The organism is Microbacterium sp. 20-116 (genome assembly GCF_041079415.1).
Classification (GTDB): domain Bacteria; phylum Actinomycetota; class Actinomycetes; order Actinomycetales; family Microbacteriaceae; genus Microbacterium.
This window is the reverse complement of sequence record NZ_JBFYGP010000005.1, coordinates 186,132-206,585: the sequence shown is the minus strand read 5'-3', so window position 1 is coordinate 206,585 and position 20,454 is coordinate 186,132. Positions and strand designations below refer to the sequence as shown.

The 20,454-nt window shown below is 70.6% G+C and carries 16 protein-coding genes; 7 read left to right on the top strand and 9 right to left on the bottom strand.

What is annotated here, in order from left to right:
• Positions 1–53 precede the first annotated feature (53 nt).
• The 3 genes from glpK to AB6V29_RS11820 all read right to left on the bottom strand — a co-directional run bounded on the left by glpK (position 54) and on the right by AB6V29_RS11820 (position 4,245).
• The gene (gene glpK, locus AB6V29_RS11830) at positions 54–1,565 is read right to left on the bottom strand and encodes a glycerol kinase GlpK (protein WP_210071956.1); all 1,512 of its coding nucleotides are present in this window, start codon (positions 1,563–1,565) and stop codon (positions 54–56) included.
• 84 nt (positions 1,566–1,649) lie between these two features.
• Positions 1,650–2,405, bottom strand: a complete 756-nt coding sequence (locus AB6V29_RS11825) for an MIP/aquaporin family protein (RefSeq protein WP_307315859.1) — start codon at positions 2,403–2,405, stop codon at positions 1,650–1,652.
• A gap of 121 nt (positions 2,406–2,526) precedes the next feature.
• Positions 2,527–4,245, bottom strand: coding sequence for an FAD-dependent oxidoreductase (locus AB6V29_RS11820; protein ID WP_369358833.1), 1,719 nt, complete (start codon positions 4,243–4,245; stop codon positions 2,527–2,529).
• A 112-nt stretch (positions 4,246–4,357) separates the two neighbouring features.
• Between AB6V29_RS11820 and AB6V29_RS11815 the strand changes: the two genes are divergently transcribed.
• Entirely contained in the window at positions 4,358–5,323 is a 966-nt protein-coding gene (locus tag AB6V29_RS11815) for a sugar-binding transcriptional regulator (RefSeq protein ID WP_369358831.1), read from the top strand.
• Positions 5,324–5,342: 19 nt separating this feature from the next.
• Here the strand turns inward: AB6V29_RS11815 and dhaM are convergent, their stop codons facing one another.
• From dhaM to AB6V29_RS11795, 4 genes are all read right to left on the bottom strand, one after another.
• The gene (gene dhaM / locus AB6V29_RS11810) at positions 5,343–6,062 is read right to left on the bottom strand and encodes a dihydroxyacetone kinase phosphoryl donor subunit DhaM (protein ID WP_369358829.1); all 720 of its coding nucleotides are present in this window, start codon (positions 6,060–6,062) and stop codon (positions 5,343–5,345) included.
• Between the two features lie 8 nt (positions 6,063–6,070).
• Positions 6,071–6,706, bottom strand: coding sequence for a dihydroxyacetone kinase subunit DhaL (gene dhaL / locus AB6V29_RS11805; RefSeq protein ID WP_369358827.1), 636 nt, complete (start codon positions 6,704–6,706; stop codon positions 6,071–6,073).
• Positions 6,703–7,698, bottom strand: a complete 996-nt coding sequence (dhaK, locus tag AB6V29_RS11800; RefSeq protein ID WP_369358825.1) for a dihydroxyacetone kinase subunit DhaK — start codon at positions 7,696–7,698, stop codon at positions 6,703–6,705. Before dhaK ends, dhaL begins: the two co-directional genes overlap by 4 nt.
• Before the next feature lie 102 nt (positions 7,699–7,800).
• Positions 7,801–8,502 (bottom strand): 1-acyl-sn-glycerol-3-phosphate acyltransferase, encoded by a 702-nt coding sequence (locus AB6V29_RS11795; protein WP_267789383.1) that lies wholly within the window; start codon positions 8,500–8,502, stop codon positions 7,801–7,803.
• A 191-nt stretch (positions 8,503–8,693) separates the two neighbouring features.
• On the opposite strand from AB6V29_RS11795, the gene AB6V29_RS11790 reads away from it, so the two are divergent.
• Both AB6V29_RS11790 and dxr read left to right on the top strand, forming a co-directional pair.
• Complete coding sequence (locus AB6V29_RS11790; RefSeq protein ID WP_267786553.1) at positions 8,694–9,686, top strand: FKBP-type peptidyl-prolyl cis-trans isomerase; 993 nt, start codon at positions 8,694–8,696, stop codon at positions 9,684–9,686.
• A gap of 13 nt (positions 9,687–9,699) precedes the next feature.
• Positions 9,700–10,782 (top strand): 1-deoxy-D-xylulose-5-phosphate reductoisomerase, encoded by a 1,083-nt coding sequence (dxr, locus tag AB6V29_RS11785; protein ID WP_267786554.1) that lies wholly within the window; start codon positions 9,700–9,702, stop codon positions 10,780–10,782.
• 260 nt (positions 10,783–11,042) lie between these two features.
• On the opposite strand, the gene AB6V29_RS11780 is transcribed toward dxr, so the two are convergent.
• On the bottom strand, positions 11,043–12,707 hold the full coding sequence (locus tag AB6V29_RS11780) for a Mur ligase family protein (protein WP_267786555.1): 1,665 nt from the start codon (positions 12,705–12,707) through the stop codon (positions 11,043–11,045).
• Positions 12,708–12,794: 87 nt separating this feature from the next.
• Between AB6V29_RS11780 and AB6V29_RS11775 the strand changes: the two genes are divergently transcribed.
• Positions 12,795–14,111, top strand: a complete 1,317-nt coding sequence (locus AB6V29_RS11775; RefSeq protein ID WP_369358822.1) for an RIP metalloprotease — start codon at positions 12,795–12,797, stop codon at positions 14,109–14,111.
• A gap of 69 nt (positions 14,112–14,180) precedes the next feature.
• Here the strand turns inward: AB6V29_RS11775 and AB6V29_RS11770 are convergent, their stop codons facing one another.
• Complete coding sequence (locus AB6V29_RS11770) at positions 14,181–16,160, bottom strand: anthranilate synthase family protein (RefSeq protein WP_369358820.1); 1,980 nt, start codon at positions 16,158–16,160, stop codon at positions 14,181–14,183.
• Between the two features lie 242 nt (positions 16,161–16,402).
• Here AB6V29_RS11770 and ispG point away from each other — a divergent pair, with 242 nt between their 5' ends.
• The 3 genes from ispG to AB6V29_RS11755 all read left to right on the top strand — a co-directional run bounded on the left by ispG (position 16,403) and on the right by AB6V29_RS11755 (position 20,432).
• Positions 16,403–17,533 carry a flavodoxin-dependent (E)-4-hydroxy-3-methylbut-2-enyl-diphosphate synthase gene (ispG, locus tag AB6V29_RS11765; protein ID WP_056228466.1) on the top strand — a complete coding sequence of 377 codons (1,131 nt, stop codon included), beginning with the start codon at positions 16,403–16,405 and terminating at the stop codon, positions 17,531–17,533.
• 215 nt (positions 17,534–17,748) lie between these two features.
• Positions 17,749–19,506 (top strand): phosphatase PAP2 family protein, encoded by a 1,758-nt coding sequence (locus tag AB6V29_RS11760; protein WP_369358818.1) that lies wholly within the window; start codon positions 17,749–17,751, stop codon positions 19,504–19,506.
• Positions 19,503–20,432, top strand: a complete 930-nt coding sequence (locus AB6V29_RS11755) for a L,D-transpeptidase (protein WP_369358816.1) — start codon at positions 19,503–19,505, stop codon at positions 20,430–20,432. Before AB6V29_RS11760 ends, AB6V29_RS11755 begins: the two co-directional genes overlap by 4 nt.
• The last annotated feature ends 22 nt before the right edge of the window (positions 20,433–20,454 follow it).

Genomic DNA, 20,454 nt, shown 5'->3' with positions numbered 1-20,454 from the left:
GGAACCCCGCCGGCTCGAGGCCGACGGGGTTCCGTCGTGGGGGAGGGGCGGGATCAGCGCACGTCGTCGTCGATCCAGTCCATCGACTTGGTGACGGCCTTCTTCCACAGGCGCAGTTCGCGCTCGCGCTCGCCGTCGTCCATGTTCGGCTCCCAGCGCTTGTCTTCCTGCCAGTTGGCGCGCAGGTCGTCGAGGTTGTCCCAGAAGCCCACGGCGAGGCCCGCGGCGTAGGCGGCCCCGAGGGCGGTGGTCTCGGCGACGACCGGACGTACGACCGGCACGCCGAGGATGTCGGCCTGGAACTGCATGAGGGCGTCGTTGGCGGTCATGCCGCCGTCGACCTTGAGCTCGGCCAGGTCGACGCCGGAGTCGGCGTTGACCGCGTCGAGGACCTCGCGCGACTGGAAGGCGGTGGCCTCGAGGGCCGCGCGGGCGATGTGACCGCGGTTGACGTAGCGGGTCATACCCACGATCGCGCCGCGGGCGTCGGGACGCCAGTACGGTGCGAACAGGCCCGAGAACGCCGGCACGAAGTACACGCCACCGTTGTCGTCGACGCTCTCGGCGAGCTTCTCGACCTCGGGGGCCGAGGAGATGATGCCGAGCTGGTCGCGCAGCCACTGGATGAGCGAGCCGGTCACGGCGATCGAGCCCTCGAGAGCGTAGCGCGCGGGCTGGTCGCCCAGCTTGTACCCGAGCGTCGTCAGCAGGCCGTTCTTGGAGTGGACGATCTCTTCGCCCGTCTGGAAGATGAGGAAGTTACCCGTTCCGTAGGTGTTCTTGCTCTCGCCCGGGTCGAAGGCCGCCTGGCCGAAGGTCGCCGCCTGCTGGTCGCCCAAGATGCCCGCGATCGGGGTTTCGCGCAGCAGCGACGAAGACTCGACGGTGCCGTAGACCTCGGAGGAGGAGCGGATCTCGGGGAGCATCGAGACGGGGACGCCGAAGTCCGCGAGGATGTCCTCGCGCCACGAGAGCGTCTCGAGGTCCATGAAGAGCGTGCGGCTGGCGTTGGTGACGTCGGTGGCGTGAACGCCGCCGTCGATGCCGCCGGTGAGGTTCCACAGCACCCAGCTGTCGGTCGTGCCGAACAGCAGGTCGCCGGCTTCGGCCTTCTCACGCGCTCCGTCGACGTTCTCGAGGATCCACACGATCTTGGTCCCCGAGAAGTAGGTCGCCAGCGGCAGGCCCACGATGCTCTTGTAACGCTCGGGGTCGCCGTCCGCGAGGCGGTCGACGATCGACTGCGTGCGCGTGTCCTGCCAGACGATCGCGTTGTACACGGGCTTGCCCGTGTTCTTGTCCCACACGACCGCGGTCTCGCGCTGGTTGGTGATGCCGACGGCGGCGATGTCGTGGCGGGTGATGTCGGCGCGGCTGAGGGCCAGGCCGATCACCTCCTGGGTGTTGCGCCAGATCTCGGCGGGGTCATGCTCGACCCATCCCGCGCGCGGGAAGATCTGCTCGTGCTCCTTCTGCCCGACGGAGACGACGCTCCCGGACTTGTCGAAGATCATCGCGCGCGTCGAGGTCGTGCCCTGGTCGATGGCGAGGACGTAGTCGGCCATGGATGGACTCCTTTGTCAGTGTCTGTTACGGGTGAAGAGGATGAGATGAGGGGAGGGGCGTCGGGAGACGTTCCGCGAGGGTGACTACTTGCCGAGGCTCAGGAGCACCGGGGCCAGCAGACCCGCCAGCAGACCACCGACGAGGGGGCCGGCGACCGGAACCCACGCGTAGCCCCAGTCGCTCGAACCCTTGCCCTTGATGGGGAGGAGGGCGTGGGCGACGCGGGGGCCGAGGTCACGGGCCGGGTTGATCGCGTAACCGGTCGGGCCGCCGAGGGAGGCGCCGATACCGACGACGAGCAGGGCCACGGGGACGGCCGCGAGGCCGCCGATGCCGCCCGGGACGCCGATGTCGGCCACGCCGTAGTCGCCGAAGCCGAAGATCACGAACACCAGGACGAAGGTGGCGATGACCTCGGTGAGGAAGTTGAAGCCGTACGAGCGGATGGCGGGACCGGTCGAGAAGACGCCGAGCTTGGCGGCGGGGTCGGGCTCGTCGTCGAAGTGCTGCTTGTACGAGGCCCAGGCCAGGACGGCGCCGATGATGGCACCGACCATCTGCGCGGCGACGGCTACGAGGAACTGGACGAAGGAGATCTTGCCGGCGACCAGGAGGCCGATCGAGACGGCGGGGTTCAGCTGGGCGCCGGAGTATGCGGAGACGATGACACCGGCGAAGACCGCCAGGCCCCATCCCCAGTTGACCATCAGGGTGCCGCCGGCGTTGCCCTTGGTCTTGGCGAGGGCCACATTGGCGACCACGCCGCAGCCCAACAGGATGAGCATGGCGGTGCCTACGACCTCGGAGAGGAAGTACAGCCCCAGGTTCACTTCTTGCATGTCGTCATCGACCTTTCTTTCGTCACCCGGACACCTTCGGCTCGGGTGGTAGTGCGGCTCGGTGCTCCGAACCTACGGCTCACGTGCGGGCGTGCAACAGGTGGCACGCCCGCACGTTCTCTCAGATTCGGGCCACCCCGGCCTGTGCCAGGTCGACACGGTGGGCGGAGCGCAGAATCTCCGTCGTTCGAGCCACTTCTTCCTCGACACGGGTCGCGTCCCAACCGAGGGGCTCGGCGACCGCCTCGGCGACCTCCTGCAGCGTGCGCTCGCTCATGCCGCCGACGAAGGCCAGGTGCGTGCGGCGCAGCAGCACGTCGATCAGGTGCACGACCTGCTCGTTCTTCGCGATGAAGGCGAGCTCCTCGCGGTAGTACCCGGCAGCGTCGGGAACGGGCGTGGGCTCGGCGGGGAGGGCGGCCAGGACGGCGTCGGCACGGGTGCCGTAGCGCTCGAGCATGGCCTCGACGAGCGCGGCCGAGTGCGCATTCGTGCGTGCGGCGATCCAGCGACGACGCTGCTCGGGGGTGGTGGGGAAGCCCGCGCCGCCGCCGATCGGCAGGCCCTGGGTGCTGACGCGGTGCGGACGACGCAACTTCTGCAGCGTCTTCATGCTGAGGTGCTCGGCGAGAGCGCGGAAGGTGGTCCACTTTCCCCCGACCAGGCTCATGGCCGGAACGCCCGCGATCTCGTCCTCGACGATCCGGTAATCGCGCGAGACGAAGCCGGGAGCGGTGTCGTCGTGGCGGGGGAGCGGGCGGATGCCCGAGAACGTGTAGACGATCTGCGAACGGTCCACGCCGATGCTCGGGAACACGTGACCGATGAGGTCGAAGAAGTACTCGATCTCGTCGTCGGTGCACACGACGGGCTTCGCGGGGTCGGCGTCGATGTCGGTGGTGCCGACGAGAACGCGGTCCTTGAGGGGGTAGATCAGCACGATGCGGCCGTCGGAGTGCTCGAAGAAGATCTCACGGCCACCGGTTGCGGCGAGCAGCTCGGGGTTGTCGAGGACGATGTGCGAGCCCTTGGTCCCGCCCATGAACGTCGTGTCGAGACCCATGGCGGAGTTCGCGAGGTCGGTCCAGGGGCCGGCCGTGTTGAGGATCACCTTCGCCTTGACGCTGAATTCCTCGCCCGAGACCTCGTCGCGCACGCGGACCCCGTTCGCGTCCGCGCCCACGGCCGAAACGTAGTTGACGGCCTGAGTGCGGCCGGCGCCCGCCTCGATGCCGTCGCGCAGGACGTCGAGGGCGATGCGCTCGGGGTCGTGCATCGACGCGTCGAAGTACGTGGCCGTGTAGGCGAGGTCGGGGTTGAGCTTCGGCAGCTCCGTCAGCGACTTCTTCTTGCTGAGGAACTTGTGGCGCGGAACCGAGCCGCCGTCGCGCGAGAAGGTGTCGTACATGATCAGGCCGACCTTGATCAGCAGGGCGCCGCGCTCGTTGGGCTTGCCGCGACCGTGCGTCACGAGGAGACGGAAGGGCGCCGACAGGATGCCGGAGAACGTCTTGTAGATCGGGATCGTCGTCTCGAGCGGCTTGACGTAGTGGGGGGCCGTCTTGAGCAGGTCGTTGCGCTCGGTCACCGCTTCTTTCACGAGACGGAACTCGCCGTTCTCGAGGTAGCGGATGCCGCCGTGGACCATGTGGCTGGAGGCTGAGGAGGCGCCGGAGACGAAGTCGCCCCGCTCGACGAGCGCGACGCTGACGCCCTGGAGGGCGAGGTCGCGGAGAGTGGCGAGGCCGTTGATGCCCCCACCGATGATGAGGACGTCGAGGTCTTCGGCGTCGCGGAGCGCCTGGACGTCGGCGCGGAGCGGAGTTGCGGGGGACGACATGTCGACTGCGACCTTTCGTTGTTGGTACGACGATCACAATGCGCCTGTCTGCACGTTGTTGCAAGCCCCTTGAACAAACGTGCAGAATAGTGTTCATGAAGGTATTCCGACGGTGGTGACGCAAGCAGAGGAGCGCTCCCGCGACGCCCTGCGCGCGGCGCAGCTCTACTACATGCAGGACCTCACGATGGATGCCATCGCGCACGAGATGCGGGTCTCGCGTTCGTCCGTGTCGCGCCTGTTGCAGCATGCCCGCGACGTGGGTCTGGTCACCATCTCCATCAGCCCGCCCGACGACGCCCGGGGTCAGATGGCTCAGCGGATCGCGGACCGCTTCGGCATCACGGCGCACGTCGTGCCCACCCCCGCGCGCACCTCGGAGGCCGAGCGTCTCGAGCGCACGGCGCTGACCGCGGCGCGCACCCTCGCCGAGCGCGTCGAATCGTCGATGACGGTGGGCGTCGCCTGGGGTTCCACTCTTTCCGCCGTCGCGCGTCACGTCCCGCAGAAAGACGTGCACGATACCCACATCGTCCAGATGAATGGCGCGGCGAACGTCCGCACCTCCGGCATCCCCTACGCGGGGGAGATCCTGTCCAAGCTCGGCGCCGCGTGGTCGTCGTCGGTGCACCAATTCCCGGTGCCCGCGCTGTTCGACGACCCGCACACGAAGCAGGCGATGTGGCGGGAGCGGTCGGTGCGTTCCGTGCTGGAGATCCAGCAGCGCGTCGGGTTGTTCGTCTTCGGCCTCGGCTCGCCCCATGCCGACGTGCCCTCGCACGTGTACAGCGGCGACTACTTCGACGAGCGCGACCGCGCGGTCATCGAGCGCGAGGGCGTGGTCGGCGACTGCGCGACCGTTTTCTACCGCGCGGACGGCTCGAGTGACATCCCCGAGCTCAACGCCCGCTCCAGCGGCCCCGATCTCGACACGGTCCGGCGCATCCCCCGTCGTTTCTGCGTCGTGTCGAGCCTGTCCAAGCTCGACGGACTGCGTGGAGCGCTCGCTGCGGACCTCGTGACCGAACTGGTCGTCGAGGAGTCGCTCGCGCGGCGTCTGCTGAGCGTCACGCGCTGACGCAGGCCGCGCCGAGCGCTCACCGCTCGCCGAACCCCTCGTCGATGAGCGCCCGGAGTTCCGCCAGCGCCGCCTCGGCCTCGGGGCCCGACGCGCGCACCCGCACGCGTGATCCCTGACGGATCCCCAGCGCCATCAGCGCGAGCAGGCTCCGCCCCGATACTTCGTCGGCACCGGTCTCGAGGTCGGCGATGCGCACTTCGGCGTCGTGCCGCGAAGCGGCCTTGACGAAGGCGGCGGCCGGTCGTGCGTGCAGGCCGGAGGGGTTGGTGACGACGGCTTCGAACGAGAGCGCCTCTCCGGGCGGGGCGACTCCCGTATCGCCGACACCGGATGCCGCCCCGTCGGCGTCGGCGCCCAGCTGCCGTGCCTTCGCGGCGGCGGCGGTGGCGCACTCGCGGGCCACGGTCTCGAGGTCGCCCCCACCCGCGGCGGTCACCACGGCGGCGACGAGTCCCTCCACGAAGGGGGCGGGACTCAAACGGACGCGCTCGGGTGCGGCGACGAACTCCAGAGCCGTCTCGGCGCTGAGGATCGCAGAGCCGAGGTCCATCAGCACGAGGACCCCGTCTCCGGAGTCGGCCTCGTCGATGGCCGCGGCGATGGCTACGGCATCCGTTCCGAGATCGTCGTCGGGACCGCCTGCGGCGACGCGAACCGTCGGCGGTGTCTCGCCTCCCATCTGCAGGGCGAGGTGCACGGCGGCCTCGGCGAGAGCGCGGGAGTGCGAGACGGCCACGAGACCGATCACTCGGCGGCCGCCAGGGTGTCGCTCAGCGCCTGCAGGAGCAGGGTCGCGGACGTCGCGCCGGGGTCGAGGTGCCCCGCGCTTCGTTCGCCGAGATAGCTCGCGCGACCCTTGCGCGCGACGAGCGGCTCAGTGGCGTCGCGCCCCCGGGCCGCGGCCTCGGCGGCGGCCCGGGCGGCCGTGGCGGGGCCCTCGTGGGCTGCGGCATCCCAGGCGTCGACGGCGGGCGAGAGGGCGTCGATCATGGTCTTGTCGCCGAGCTCGGCCTTCCCGCGGGCGACGACCCCGTCGACGCCGGCGCGCAGGGCGGCGCCCAGGGCGTCCGCATCGATCTGTCCCCCAGCGGCGAGGGCGGGGCCCATGCGGAGGAAGAACGTGCCGTAGAGCGGGCCGCTGGCACCGCCGACCGTCGAGACGAGGGTTATGCCGACGGTCTTGAACAGATCGGCCGGACTCGCCGGGACGGGGTCGAGCTTGGCGACCACCGCGTCGAGACCTCGCGCCATGTTCGAGCCGTGATCGGCGTCGCCAATCTCGGAGTCGAGGCGGGTGAGTTCGTCTTTCTGCTGCTGCACGGCCTCGTGGAACGCGCGGAGCCATGCCACCAGATCGTCGGTCGAGACGGAGCCGCTCATGCGCCCCACCGCAGACCGGGGGTCACGACGGGGGCGTCCCACAGGCGGAGCATCTCTTCGTCGGCCTTGACGACGGTCAACGACGCCCCGGCCATGTCGAGGCTCGTGATGTAGTCGCCGATCAGCACGCGCTGGATGTCGACGCCGGCCGAGGCGAGCAGCGGTGCGACCTCGCCGTAGAGCAGATACTGCTCGATCAGCGGGGTGCCGCCGAGGCCCGACAGCAGCACGATCGCCGGCCCGACGGGCTCGCCGAAGTCGTGGACGATCGGATCGACCATGAGCTTCGCGATCTCTCGAGCGGATGCCAGCTTCACGCGCGAACGGCCGGGTTCGCCGTGGATGCCGACGCCGACCTCCATCTCGTCGTCGGGGAGCTCGAAGGTGGGTCGGCCCGCCGCGGGGACGGTGCAGCTGGTCAGGGCGACGCCCATCGAGCGGCCGGCGGACGAGACGCGGCGGGCGAGATCGGCGACGGAGGCGAGGTCGGCTCCCTCCTCCGCGAGGGCACCGACGACCTTCTCGAGGATCACGGTGGTGCCGGTGCCGCGGCGGCCCGCGGTCCAGGTGGAGTCGGTGACGGCGACGTCGTCGGCGACCACGACGGATTCCACCTGCACGCCCGAGGCCTCGGCGAGTTCCGCCGCCATCTCGAAGTTCAGCACGTCGCCGGTGTAGTTCTTCACGATGTGCAGCACGCCCGCACCCGAATCGACCGCCTGCGTCGCGGCGAGCACCTGGTCGGGGGTGGGGGAGGTGAACACCTCGCCGGCCGCCGCGGCGTCGAGCATGCCGAGACCGACGAAACCGCCGTGCAGGGGCTCGTGCCCGGATCCGCCGCCCGACACGAGCGCCACTTTGCCCGCGCGTGTCGGCTCCGCCCGCAGAATGACGCGATTCTCGGCATCCACTCGGACGTTCGGATGAGCTGCTCGGATGCCGCGGAGGGCCTCCGCCAACACGTCGGCGGGGTCGTTGACGAACTTCTTCACGGTGCCTCCTCGTTGTGGCGACGACGGTTCGGGCCGTCGGTTTCGACCCTGCTCGCGGGGGGCCGTCACGTCAAGGAGGAAAAGCCGGTGAGAGACCGCGTCTCAGAGGCGCTCGTGCGGCAGTACCTGCCTGATGCGCTCGATCGGGTTCTGCGCGGGTGCCTCGTTGTAGGCGTTCGCGAGCTCCTGCTCGCTCAGAGCGTGGATCGCGGCCATGATCTCGTCGGTGGCACCGCGACGCGCGCGGCCCGAGGAGGCGGCACCGTGCGGGGAGAGGTCGAGGGGCGTGCCGAAACGCACCGTGATGCGCTCCTTGGTCGTCGGGATCTTCGCACCGACGGGCATGACCTTGTCGGTGCCGATAAGACCGACCGGGACGACCGGGGCGCCGGTCTGCAGGGCGAGGAAGGCGACCCCGGTGCGGCCCTTGTAGAGGCGGCCGTCGAGGGAGCGCGTGCCCTCGGGGTAGAGAGCGACGGCCCGGCCGTCGTCGAGAAGCGCTCGCTGCTGGTCGAGGGCGTCGAGGGCCTTCTGGCCGGCGCCGCGCTCGACGGGTATCGCACCGATCGCGGTGAAGAACTGGCGCGACGCCCATTTCTCGAAGTACGCGGACTTCGCCATGAAGTGCACGGGGCGCGGAGCGGCGACCGGGATGGCGATCGAGTCGATGAACGACAGATGATTGCTCGCGAAGATCACGGGACCGGTCCGGGGGACGTTCTCTCGCCCCTCGATGCGCGGTCGATAGACGGCGCGCGCCAGGGGAGCGATCAGCAGGCGTCCGAGGCGGTAGGTCGCGCCCATCTGTTCCGGCACGGTCGCGGGGGTCTCGGCGGGCAGGTCGGAACTCACTCGACGAGGTTACTCGCCGCCGCATGCCCGGGCGTGCATGGTGCGCGCGCGTACGCGCGAACGCGCGCGCACCGGCCTCTCAGCCGCGGCAAAGCCGGATGCGCCAAGATGAGGGTTCTCTGTCTTTCCTCGAGAGGTCACCCGTGCGCTTCCGCCCGATCGCTTCCCTGTCCGTCGCTGCCGTCGCTGCCCTGTTGCTGGCCGGGTGCTCCGGTTCGCCCGACGAGACGTCGACGCCCGACGCGAGCGGGTCGGCGGACGCGGGGCAGTGCCAGAGCGCGCTCGCCGACGCGCCCGCTCCCGACGGTCTCGTCGTCTCGGGCGATTTCCAGAGCAAGGTCACCGTGACTCTGCCCGACGGGTACAACCCCACCGCCCTGCAGCGCACGACCCTCGTCGAGGGCACGGGCCAGCAGGTCAAGGCGGGCGATGTCCTCAAGGCCAACTTCACGCTGATCGACACCGCCTCGGGCGCCGTTCAGCTCCAGACCCTCGACACCGAGCCGAGCGGCATGGACACGCTCGTCTCTTCGCAGCAGATCTTCGGGGCCGCTCTCGAGTGCGCGCCGATCGGGTCGCGCACCGTCTCGTCGTTCCCCGCCGGCACGCTCGGTGAGGGCTCACCCGCCTTCGTCATGGTCGCCGACGCCATCTCGGAGCTGCCGACCCGCGCCGAGGGCACCGAGGTCGCCCCCGTCGACGGCATGCCGGCGGTGACTTTCGACGACAACGGCGCCCCCACGACCACGACCGACGCCGACGGCAAGCAGATGCTGCCCAAGCCCACCGCTCCGGCTCCCACCGACGTGCGCATCGAGAACCTGCGCCAGGGAGCGGGCGAAACGGTCAACGCCGGTGACCAGGTCATCGTGCAGTACACCGGCGCCCTCTACGACAGCGGGCAGGTCTTCGACTCGAGCTGGCAGCGCGGCACTCCGGCGCAGTTCCAGACCGACCAGGTCGTCGACGGCTTCCGGCAGGCCCTCGAGGGGCAGACCGTCGGCTCGCAGGTCGTCGTCGTCATCCCGCCCGCCGCGGGCTACGGCGACAAGGCGCAGGGCGACATCCCGGCCAACTCGACCCTGTTCTTCGTCGTCGACATCCTGGGCGTGCAGCACGCCAACATGGCGGGCTAACTAGGCTGAGGGCATGCGCCGCGTCCTCATCCTCGGTTCCACCGGTTCGATCGGCACGCAGGCGCTCGACGTCATCGCCGACAACGCCGATCGCTTCGAGGTCGTCGGTCTCGCCGCCGGCACCGACCGTGCCGGCGTCGAGGCGCAGGCCCTGGCCTTCGGCGTCGAGCACACCGCCCTCGGTGCCGTCGAGGCCGAGCAGCTCGTGCGCGACGTCGAGGCCGACGTGGTGCTCAACGGCATCACCGGGTCGGTCGGACTCGGTCCCACCATCGCCGCCCTCGAGGCGGGGCGCACCCTCGCCCTCGCCAACAAAGAGTCGTTGATCGTCGGCGGCGAGCTCGTCACCGCGCTCGCCGCCGAGGGGCAGATCGTCCCGGTGGACTCCGAGCACTCCGCGATCGCCCAGGCGCTGCGCTCCGGTCACGACGGTGAAGTGCGCCGGCTCGTGCTCACGGCATCCGGAGGCCCCTTCCGCGGACGCTCGCGCGACGAGCTGCAGAACGTCACCCCCGCGGAAGCCCTCGCTCACCCCACGTGGGACATGGGCCGTGTGGTCACGACGAACTCCGCCACTCTCGTCAACAAGGGCCTCGAGGTGATCGAGGCGCACCTGCTCTTCGACGTGCCGTACGACCGGATCGCGGTGACCGTGCACCCGCAGTCGATCGTGCACTCGATGGTCGAGTTCGTCGACGGCTCGACCATCGCGCAGGCGTCGCCGCCCGACATGCGTCTGCCGATCTCGCTCGGCCTCGACTGGCCGCATCGCATCGCCGGCGTGGGCGTTCCGCTCGATTGGACGCGCGCCTCGCAGTGGACCTTCGAGCCGCTCGACGAGAAGGCGTTCGGATCGGTGGCCCTGGCCAAGAAGGTCGGACGCGCGGGCGCCACCTATCCCGCCGTGTTCAACGCGGCCAACGAGCAGGCCGTCGACGCGTTCCACGAGGGTCGGCTGAGCTTCCTCGAGATCGTCGAGCTGATCGAGCGCGTGGTGGACCGCCACGAGCCGCCGACGAAGCTCACGCGCGAGTCGCTCGCCGAAGCCGAGGCCTGGGCACGGCGCACCGCCGACGAGATCATCGCGGCGCGCTGAACCCGGCGCGCTGAACCCGGCGCGCTGAACCCGGCGCGCTGAACCCGGAGCGGCGGCTGCTACCGGGGCGGGCGCTGCGCCGCGGTCGGCCTGAGGGTCGCTGAGCGTCGAGGTCGTGGGCCTTGTGCCTCAGGCGGCGGGCGCTGTCCGCACGACTCCCGCACGACTCCCCACGACCCTGCCGCGCCTGCGGCTCACGGCTGCGCGAGACCGGATCGATGCAGCTGGAGCGCGATGACCCGAACGCGCTCGCCCGGGCGTCAGGCGGGGAAGTCGACCGGGCGCTCGGGGTCCGACGACGGAGTGCTGTCGGCCGGGTACGGCACGGGCCACTGCGGGTCGGGCACGGGCCAGCCGGCTGCACGCAGCGCACGACGCGACAGCTCGCGCGCCGAGTACGGGGTGCGCACGCCGCGGATGTCCCGGTAGTCCTGGTGACCGGGACCGGCCCACAGGATCGCGTCGCCGTCTCCGACCAGCTTCACGGCCTCGAGGATCGCGCGCTCGGGCGGGGTGAATTCGAGGATCTCGGCGTCGGGTCGAGCGCGTCGCGCCCCCTCGACGAGCACCTCGCGGATGGTGTCCGGGTTCTCGTGACGGGGGTGGTGGTCCGTGACGACGAGGATGTCACTGCCTTCGACGGCCGTGCGGCCCATGTCGTGACGTTTGGTGGCGTCGCGGTCGCCGTCGGCGCCGAACACCATGACGACCTTGCCGGGGGTCACCCTCCGGACCGCGGCGAGGGTCTTCTCGAACGCGTCGGGGGAGTGGCCGAAGTCCACGTAGACCGCGGGACCCTCGGTGCCCGAGACGAGCTGGGTACGACCGGGCAGCGAAGCCTCGATGTGCGAGCCGTCGAGGGTGCTGTAGAGGTGCTCCCAGGTGTATCCGGTCTCGAGCAGCATGACGATGGCGAGGCCCGCGTTGGCGGCCATATGCCGACCGATGACGGGAACGACGGTGGTGAGGGAACGGCCCTTGCCGTCGCTGAGGGTGAACTCGGTGCCTTCCTGGCGCTCGTCGACGATCTCGACGGTCCAGTCGGCGGATGCCGCAGCGGCCGCGTTCTCGCTGATCGCCGGGGTGGCGATGGTGACGACGGGGATCTCGGCGCGCGCGGCGATCTCGGCGCCGGACGCCGAGTCGAGGCAGACGACGCCGCGACGCGCGCGGTCGGGGCGGAACAGGGGGAGCTTCGCCTCGAAGTACTCGCGCATGTCGGCGTAGTCGTCGAGGTGGTCGTGGGTGAGGTTCGTGAAGCCCGCGACATCGAAGACGAGCCCCTCGACCCGGTGGCGGGTGAGAGCCTGCGCGCTCACCTCGACCGCGACCGCCTGCACGCCGCGCTCGCGCATGAGGGCGAGGAGGGCGTGGAACTCGGAGGCCTCCGGAGTGGTCAGGCGCGAGACGATGACCTCGCCCGCGATGTGACGCTCGGCGGTCGAGGACAAGCCGGTGACGACGCCGAGCTGACCGAGGATCCCCTCGAGCAGGTGCGAGACGCTCGTCTTTCCGTTGGTGCCCGTGGTCGCCAGCAATTGGGGGAGCGCGTCGTCGGGCCCGGTTCCGTAGACCCACGCCGACAGATCGCCGAGGAGCGCGCGGGGGTCGTCGACGACCACGATCGGAAGACCCGCCGGGCCGGCGATCTCCGCCCCCGCGTCGTCGGTGATGACCGCGACGGCGCCACGCTCGGCGGCGATGGGGGCGAACTCCGCCCCGTGCCGGTTCACGCCGCGGATGGCGACGAAAGCCTCGCCGGCGCGGAGATCGGCGGTGGCCAGCGTGATGCCGGTGAGGGTGGTGCCGTCGACGTCGCCCACGGTGCGGACGCCGTAGCGTCGGGCGAGTTCGGCGAGGTCGCGGCGCGGCGGGTTCTCCGGGCGGAGGACGGGCGGCAGGTTCGAGGGGGCGGCGGAGGACATCGGATCCATTGTCTCATCCGGCGTCGCACAGACACCGCATCGAGGCTGCACGGGCGGTTCAAAGGCGCGCGGCGGTATCGTCGGCGGGTGACTGCGATCGCGTTCCTCATCGGCGTCATCGTGCTCGTGCTCGGCCTGGCCGTCTCGATCGCGCTGCACGAGGTCGGGCATCTCCTGCCCGCCAAGCTCTTCGGCGTGCGCGTCGGCCAGTACATGATCGGTTTCGGACCGACCCTCTGGTCGAAGCGGATCGGCGAGACGGAGTACGGCCTGAAGGTGCTGCCGCTCGGCGGCTTCATCTCGATGGCCGGCATGTACCCGCCCGCACCCGAGGACGCCAAGCCCGGAACCAAGCGCTCGCGCTTCTTCGCGACGATGGTCCAGGACGCCCGCGACGCGAACGCTGAGACCCTGATCGCCGCCGACGATCGGGTCTTCTACAAGCTGCCCGTCTACAAGCGCATCATCGTCATGCTCGGCGGCCCGATCATGAACCTCGTGCTCGCGGTGGTGCTCTTCACGATCGCGCTGAGCGGCATCGGCATCCAGCAGGGCACCACGACCGTCGCCTCGGTCTCGCAGTGCGTGATCCCCGCGAGCGAGGGGCGCACCGACTGCACCCCCAGCGATCCCGTCGCTCCGGCGGCCGCCGCCGGCATCCAACCCGGTGACGAGTTCGTCTCGATCGACGGCACCCCCGTCTCGACGTTCGCCGAGGCGGCCGCGATCATCCAGCGATCACCCGGTAAGCAGCTCTCGGTCGTCATCGACCGCGACGGCGCGCAGCGCACCGTGGAGTTCACGCCCGCGACCACCGACCGTGCGGTCACCGACGCGAACGGTCGTCCCGTGGTCGACGCCGCGGGCGCCACCGAGTACCAGACCGTCGGATTCGCGGGCATCAGCCCGCAGAGCGCCCTGGTTCGCCAACCGATCGGGACGAGCCTTGCGGCGACGGGGCAGTACATCGGCTCGGTCGCGCAGATCGTGTCGCAGTTCCCCGTGCGCATCTACGACGTGGCCGTCGACACCCTCAGCGGCCAGCCGCGCGACGCGAACAGCCCCATGAGCGTGGTCGGCGCCGGCCGTCTCGCCGGCGACATCGCCGCGGTCGACGCGCCGATCCTCGACCGCGTGCAGACGATGATCACGCTGCTGGGCGGCCTGAACATCGCCCTGTTCGTCTTCAACCTCATCCCGCTTCTCCCGCTCGACGGCGGTCACGTCGTCGTGGCGCTGTGGGACGGCATCAAGCGACAGATCGCGCGTCTGCGCGGCAAGGTCGCTCGTCCCGTGGATGCCACGAAGCTCGTTCCGGTGACTTTCGTCGTCGTGATCCTGCTCGTGGCGACGGGCGGGGTGCTGTTCCTCGCCGACATCTTCAACCCGGTGCAGCTGCTCTAGCCGCGCCCGGGGGCGACAGGCTCACACCCTCCCCGTGGGAAGGGTGTGAGCCCGCCGAGAGGCCGCGGGTCAGAGCGCGTGCGCGATCAGGCGTTCGAGGGTCCGCATGCCGTCGCGCGACAGGATCGACTCGAGGTGCCCCTGCACGCTCGCGAACGCGGGGCCGCGGAGGGCGTAGACGTCGCCGGTCTCGGGGTCGGCCGCGACCTCGGCCGGGATCTCGATGCGCCCCTCCGGGACGGGGAGGGGAGCCCCCGTCGACTCCCCGCGCACGGTGATCGACTCGACAACGATCCCGCGCTCGGTCGTGCCCGGCGCCACGCGCGCCGTGAACGTGTTGTAGAACCCGATCGAGGCGTCCTCGCCGAAGACGTCGACGCTCTTCTGCAGGCCCTGGTGCGGCTGCGCGAGAGGGGCGAGATCGATGCCGAGCTGGTCGGCGAGGATCTGGTGGCTCAGGCAGACCGCGAGAAGCGGAGCGTGGCGGAAGAGGCGGCGGGAGACGACGTGGCGCATCGCGGACATGCGCGGGCTGTCGTCGCGCGGGTCACCGGGGCCGGGGCCCGAGATCACGAGGTCGGCGGCATCGACCTCGTCGTCCGACGCCTGCGACCAGTGCACGATACGGGTGTCGAGTCCCAGGTGTCGCAGCTGGTGCGCGAGCATCGTCGTGAAGCGGTCCTCGGCATCCACCACGAGCGCCGTGCGGCCCGCGAAAGGGCCCGACCCGTCGGGGTCCTGCGGGTTCATCCAGAAGGGCGCCAGGCGATCGTTGCGCGATGCCAGCAGTTCGGCGATCGCGGGATCCTCGCCGAGCGGTCGTTGCGGGGCGGCGGGGGCATCGGCATCCGCCCCCTCGGGAGCGACGGGCACGCTTCGAGGGACCGCGCCGATCGCGCCGAGCACACCGGCGGCCTTGCCGTGGGTCTCGCCCACCTCGCCGTCGGGATCGGAGTGGCGCACGAGCGTGGCCCCGACCGGAACGCGCAGGCGCCCGTCGACCAGATAGGCCGTGCGGATGAGGATCGGCGCGTCGAGGTCGTGCGTGGGCCCCTCGGTCGAGCCGTTCGGGGTGAAGAGGGCCGCGACGCCGGAGTAATAGCCGCGCGGAACGGTCTCGTGCCGGGCGATCACGGTGCAGGCGTTCTGCATGGGGGAGCCGGTGACCGTGGGGGCGAACATCGTCTCGCGGAGGATGTCGCGCGGGTCGAGATCGCTCGAGCCGCGCAGCATGTACTCGGTGTGCGTGAGGCGCGACATCTCTTTGAGGTGCGGGCCGGTGATGCGGCCACCGTCGCTGCAGACGGCGCTCATCATCTTGAGCTCCTCGTCGACGACCATGAAGAGCTCCTCGGTCTCTTTGGTCGAGCGCAGGAACTCGGCGAGCGTCTCGGACGTCGCCCCGCCCGCCGGGTGGCGGAAGGTGCCCGAGATGGGGTTCATCGTGACGATGCCGTCCTTGGCGCTCACGTGCGCCTCGGGGCTCGCTCCCACCGCGATGTGATCGGCCGTGACGACGGCGAAGGTCCAGTACGCGCCCTTCTCGTGCTCGAGAAGAGCCCGGAACCACGTGAGCGCGGCGATGCGCGGGTCGACGTCGACGCCGGCGACGAAGTCGCGACGGATCACGAAGTTCGCACCCTCGCCGCGACCGATCTCGTCCGCGATGACGCGGCGCACGATGGCGGCGTAGTCCTCGTCGGTGATGTCGAAGCCGGCGTCGGCAAGGGGCACGGGCGAGGAGGGGAGGGATGCCAGGGCCTCCGCCCGCGGCACGGAGACACGGTCGTCGATCACCAGGCAGCGCAGCGGTGCCCCGTCGTCGTGGCAGACGAAGCCGCGCTCGCGCACCTGGCGGTAGGGAACGAGGGCGAGCACCTCGCGGGCGCGGCCCTCGGCATCCGTCAGGGGGATGTCGGCGAGGAGGTCCACGTCGACCACGTCTCCCGTGAGGACCTCGACGGTCGCCCCGTCACGGGCGATGAGGGCGAAGGGGGCGGAGCCTGCGGCGAGGTCCGTGAAAGGGGAGGAGGGGTCGAGCCCGGTCATCGAGAAGTCTTTCCGTCTGTGCTGAACGAGGTCCGATGCGGCCGCCGAAAACACGAAGACCGCCCGGATTCCCCAGGGGGAGGGCGGTCTGTTGCATGCGTGCGCACCGCCTAAACGGTGAGCCACCAGGATGTGTGAGCGCGCATGGCGCCGAACCTACCACAGCAGCCTTTCGGCGCCGGTTCAGGCACCGTGCGGTGCGGGCGGCGTAGGCTGATCGCGTGCCTGCTGTGAACCTCGGAATGCCCCGCGTGCCGGAGACCCTCGCGCCCCGTCGCAAGACCCGCCAGATCCGCGTGGGCAAGGTCCTCGTGGGCGGCGACGCCCCGGTGAGCGTCCAGTCGATGACCACGACGCCCACGACCAACATCAACGCCACCCTGCAGCAGATCGCCGAGCTGACGGCGTCCGGCTGCGAGATCGTGCGCGTGGCCGTGCCGTCGCAAGACGACGCCGACGTGCTCCACATCATCGCGAAGAAGAGCCAGATCCCGGTCATCGCCGACATCCACTTCCAGCCGAAGTACGTGTTCCAGGCGATCGACGCCGGCTGCGGCGCGGTGCGCGTGAACCCGGGCAACATCCGCAAGTTCGACGACCAGGTCGGCGCGATCGCCAAGGCCGCCAAGGATGCGGGCGTCTCGCTGCGCATCGGCGTCAACGCGGGTTCGCTCGACCGCCGCCTGCTCGAGAAGTACGGCAAGGCCACCCCCGAGGCGCTCGTCGAGAGCGCCGTGTGGGAAGCCTCGCTGTTCGAGGAGCACGACTTCCACGACTTCAAGATCTCGGTCAAGCACAACGACCCGATCGTCATGGTCAAGGCGTACCGCCTGCTTGCCGAACGGGGCGACTGGCCCCTGCACCTCGGCGTCACCGAGGCGGGCCCCGCGTTCCAGGGCACGATCAAGAGCGCCACGGCGTTCGGCATCCTGCTGTCGGAGGGCATCGGCGACACCATCCGCGTCTCGCTGTCGGCGCCCCCCGCCGAAGAGGTCAAGGTCGGCCATCAGATCCTGCAGTCGCTGAACCTGCGCGAGCGCAAGCTCGAGATCGTCTCGTGCCCCTCGTGCGGCCGTGCGCAGGTCGACGTCTACACCCTCGCCGACGACGTCACCGAGGGCCTCAAGGACATGACCGTGCCGCTGCGCGTCGCCGTCATGGGCTGCGTCGTCAACGGACCCGGCGAAGCGCGCGACGCCGACCTGGGTGTGGCATCCGGCAACGGCAAGGGCCAGATCTTCGTCAAGGGCGAGGTCGTCAAGACCGTTCCCGAGAGCGAGATCGTCGCGACCCTCATCGCCGAGGCCAACCGCCTCGCCGCCGAGATGGGCCCCGACGCCGCCACCGGCACCGCGCAGGTCATCACGGCCTGAGCCTCGCGCGTCGTCGCTGGCCTACCGGGCTCTCATCGCCTCCCCACAGCATTCGTTCACGTGGGTGACACCGGCCGTTCGACGTCTCGGCGGCGGGCGAACCACCGATGCTCACGGAGCGGGCCTACCGTCTGATCCGGTCGCGGCGACGCGTCGCGGCCGATCCCATCGGACGGTCGGAGAGGAGACGCCGCGCACCCCGCGGCGCATCACGCATGGATTCACGCACCCACAGGCTCCGCACGGCGTGGCGCATCGCCATCGCCGGCGCGCTCGTCGTCGCCGGCACCGCGGCGCCGCTCTCGGCGAACGCGGCGAGCTACCCCAGCGACAGCGCCAAGCCCGATCTCGTCGCGCTGCTCAGCGGCTACCGCGACTTCTGGACGCCCAGCGGTCAGGGCGACTTCAGCGGCACGGTGGTGAACCCGACGGTGCTGGCCTACAACGACCGGCTGACGGTGTGGATCAACAACAATGCCACCGCCGCGCAGCAGTTCCGCGCTCTGCAGGACTCCGAGTACAACAACAACGCCAAGACCGCCTACGACCAGTCCTTCACCGTCTCGGGAGGTCTCGGCTCGTCGCTCGGCGCGATCTACGTCAACGGTCTCAACTCGGGCGCCCTGCCGCTGACGCAGGCCCTCATCAACAGCTCGAACGGATCGTCGGGCGCCTACGTGTCGACGAGCACGGCGAAGAACACGTTCAGCTACGCGCGCCCCTTCGTCATGACCGATCCGAACGCGACGGCCGTCTCGGGCGACAACGCCTCCTGCGCGCCCAGCGTGAACAACGCCTCGTCGCTCAAGGCCATGCGCCAGGGAACGGCATGGGCCGACGCGAACGGCAACCTGCTCATCGGCCGTGTCGCACCGGTCACCGACACCACGCACCAGTTCTCGCCCAACGATGTGCCCCTCGACGCCGCGTACGGTCAGCCGGGCATCTGCAAGGGTGGCTCGTTCCCGTCCGGTCACACGACCACCGCCTATCAGGCCGGTATCACCCTCGCGACCCTCGTGCCCGAACTGGGGCCCGAGGTGCTCGCGCGGGCGTCCGAGAACGGCAACAACCGCATCGTGCTCGGTGTGCACTACCCGCTCGACATCGTCGGCGGCCGCATCGACGGCGAGGCCGCTCTCGCCGCCCGCTGGTCGGACGACGCCTACCGCACCGGCGTGCTGCAGCCCGCCCGTCAAGAGCTGATGACGTACCTGCAGCAGCAGTGCGGAAGCACCCTCGCCGCGTGCATCGCCGCCGAGACGCCGTACCAGAACGACCCCTACGGCGGGAAGGCCATGCCCGGCGGAACGGCGCAGAAGGTCACCGACCGCGCCTCGGCCGTGTCGGTGTACACCGAACGCCTCACCTACGGCTTCGCTCGCACGGGCACCGCCGGTCAGCCGGCGGCCGTGCCGGCGGGCGCGTCGAACCTGCTGCTGACCGCGTTCCCGCAGCTGACCGACGCGCAGCGCACGTCGATCCTCGCGCAGACCCAGATCGACTCGGGCTACCCGCTCGATCAGACGTCCGGCGGCAACGGCTCGTGGCAGCGTCTCAACCTCGCCGCCGCGATGTCGGCCAAGGTGCAGGTCAACGCCGACGCCACCGTCACGGTGCTCGGCGTCGGCGGCGCGGCCCAGGTGTTCCCCGCCCCGAGCGGCTCGACGAGCACGACGCGCGCGCTGACCGCTCCGAACGGCACGACCGTCGCCGCCGGTGGCCAGCTGCAGATCGCGGGCTCGGGTTTCGCCGCCGGTCAGCCGCTCACGGTGCAGCTGCACAGCGACCCGGTGACGATCGCGACCATCGCCGCCGATGCGAACGGCGCCTTCGCCACGACCGTCACGATCCCCGCCTCGACCCCGGCCGGTGCGCACACGATCACGCTCCTGGATGCCACGGGCGCCGTCGTTGCGGGACCGCTCGCGGTCACGGTCACCGGCGTGCGCCTGCCCCTGGTGAGCGGATGACGACGAGCCCCGCTCGTCGGCGCCTGGCGCTCGTCACGATCACCGCGACGGCGGCTGCGGCCGTCGTCGCGGTGATCGCCGCGTGGGCGCTGGCTCCCGCCGCCCCCTCGGTCCCGGCAGCCGATCCCACGCCCTCGTCCTCCCCGACGCCCGCGACCGCCGCGTCGCCTCGCCCGGTGCCCGCGGTCGACGCCGGCGCACTGTCGGCGTTGCCGGAGGCGCGCTATGACGCGGTGATCGGCGGGCTCCTCGTCGCCGACACGGCCGTGCCCGCGCACGCCGACGTGTACTCGACGGCATCCGACCTGCCCCTCTTCGGCGACGCCGACGGCACGGGACGCCCGGGCGGCAGCGGCGGTCCCATCGCGCGTCTGGCCGCGCGCGACTTCTTGGGAGAGGCCACTCCCGTGGTCGTGGTCCGCATCGAGGGGTCGTGGGCGCTCGTGCTGACGCCCGCCCGCCGCACGCTCCCGTCGGCTGCGCCGGCGGGTCAGCCCGCGGCGGCGCAGACCGAGGCCTGGGCCCCGCTGGCGTCGTTGGCGAAGACGACCGGCCCGACGTCTCGCGTCGAGGTGTCGGTGGCGCAGCGGTCCGTGTCGATCGTCGCCCTCGACGGCACCGTGCAGGCGACGTTCCCCGCCGCCGTCGGTGCCGACGGCACACCCACGCCGACCGGCGTGGTCGGGTACCTCGAGGCGCGCTACGTCGACCCGTCGCAGGGGACCGGCGACCAGCCGATCCACCTGACCTCGCTGCACTCGGCCGCCGCCGACGAGCCCTTCGGCGGCCACGACGGGGGACTCATCGGCATCCACTACGCGGACGAGCGCGACGGGGCGATCTCGCACGGCTGCGTCCGGATCGGTGCCGACGCGGTCGCGGCGCTCGCCGCGCTTCCTCTCGGCACGCTCGTCGTGCTGCGCTGACGCCCACCGCGCCCGCGGGGTG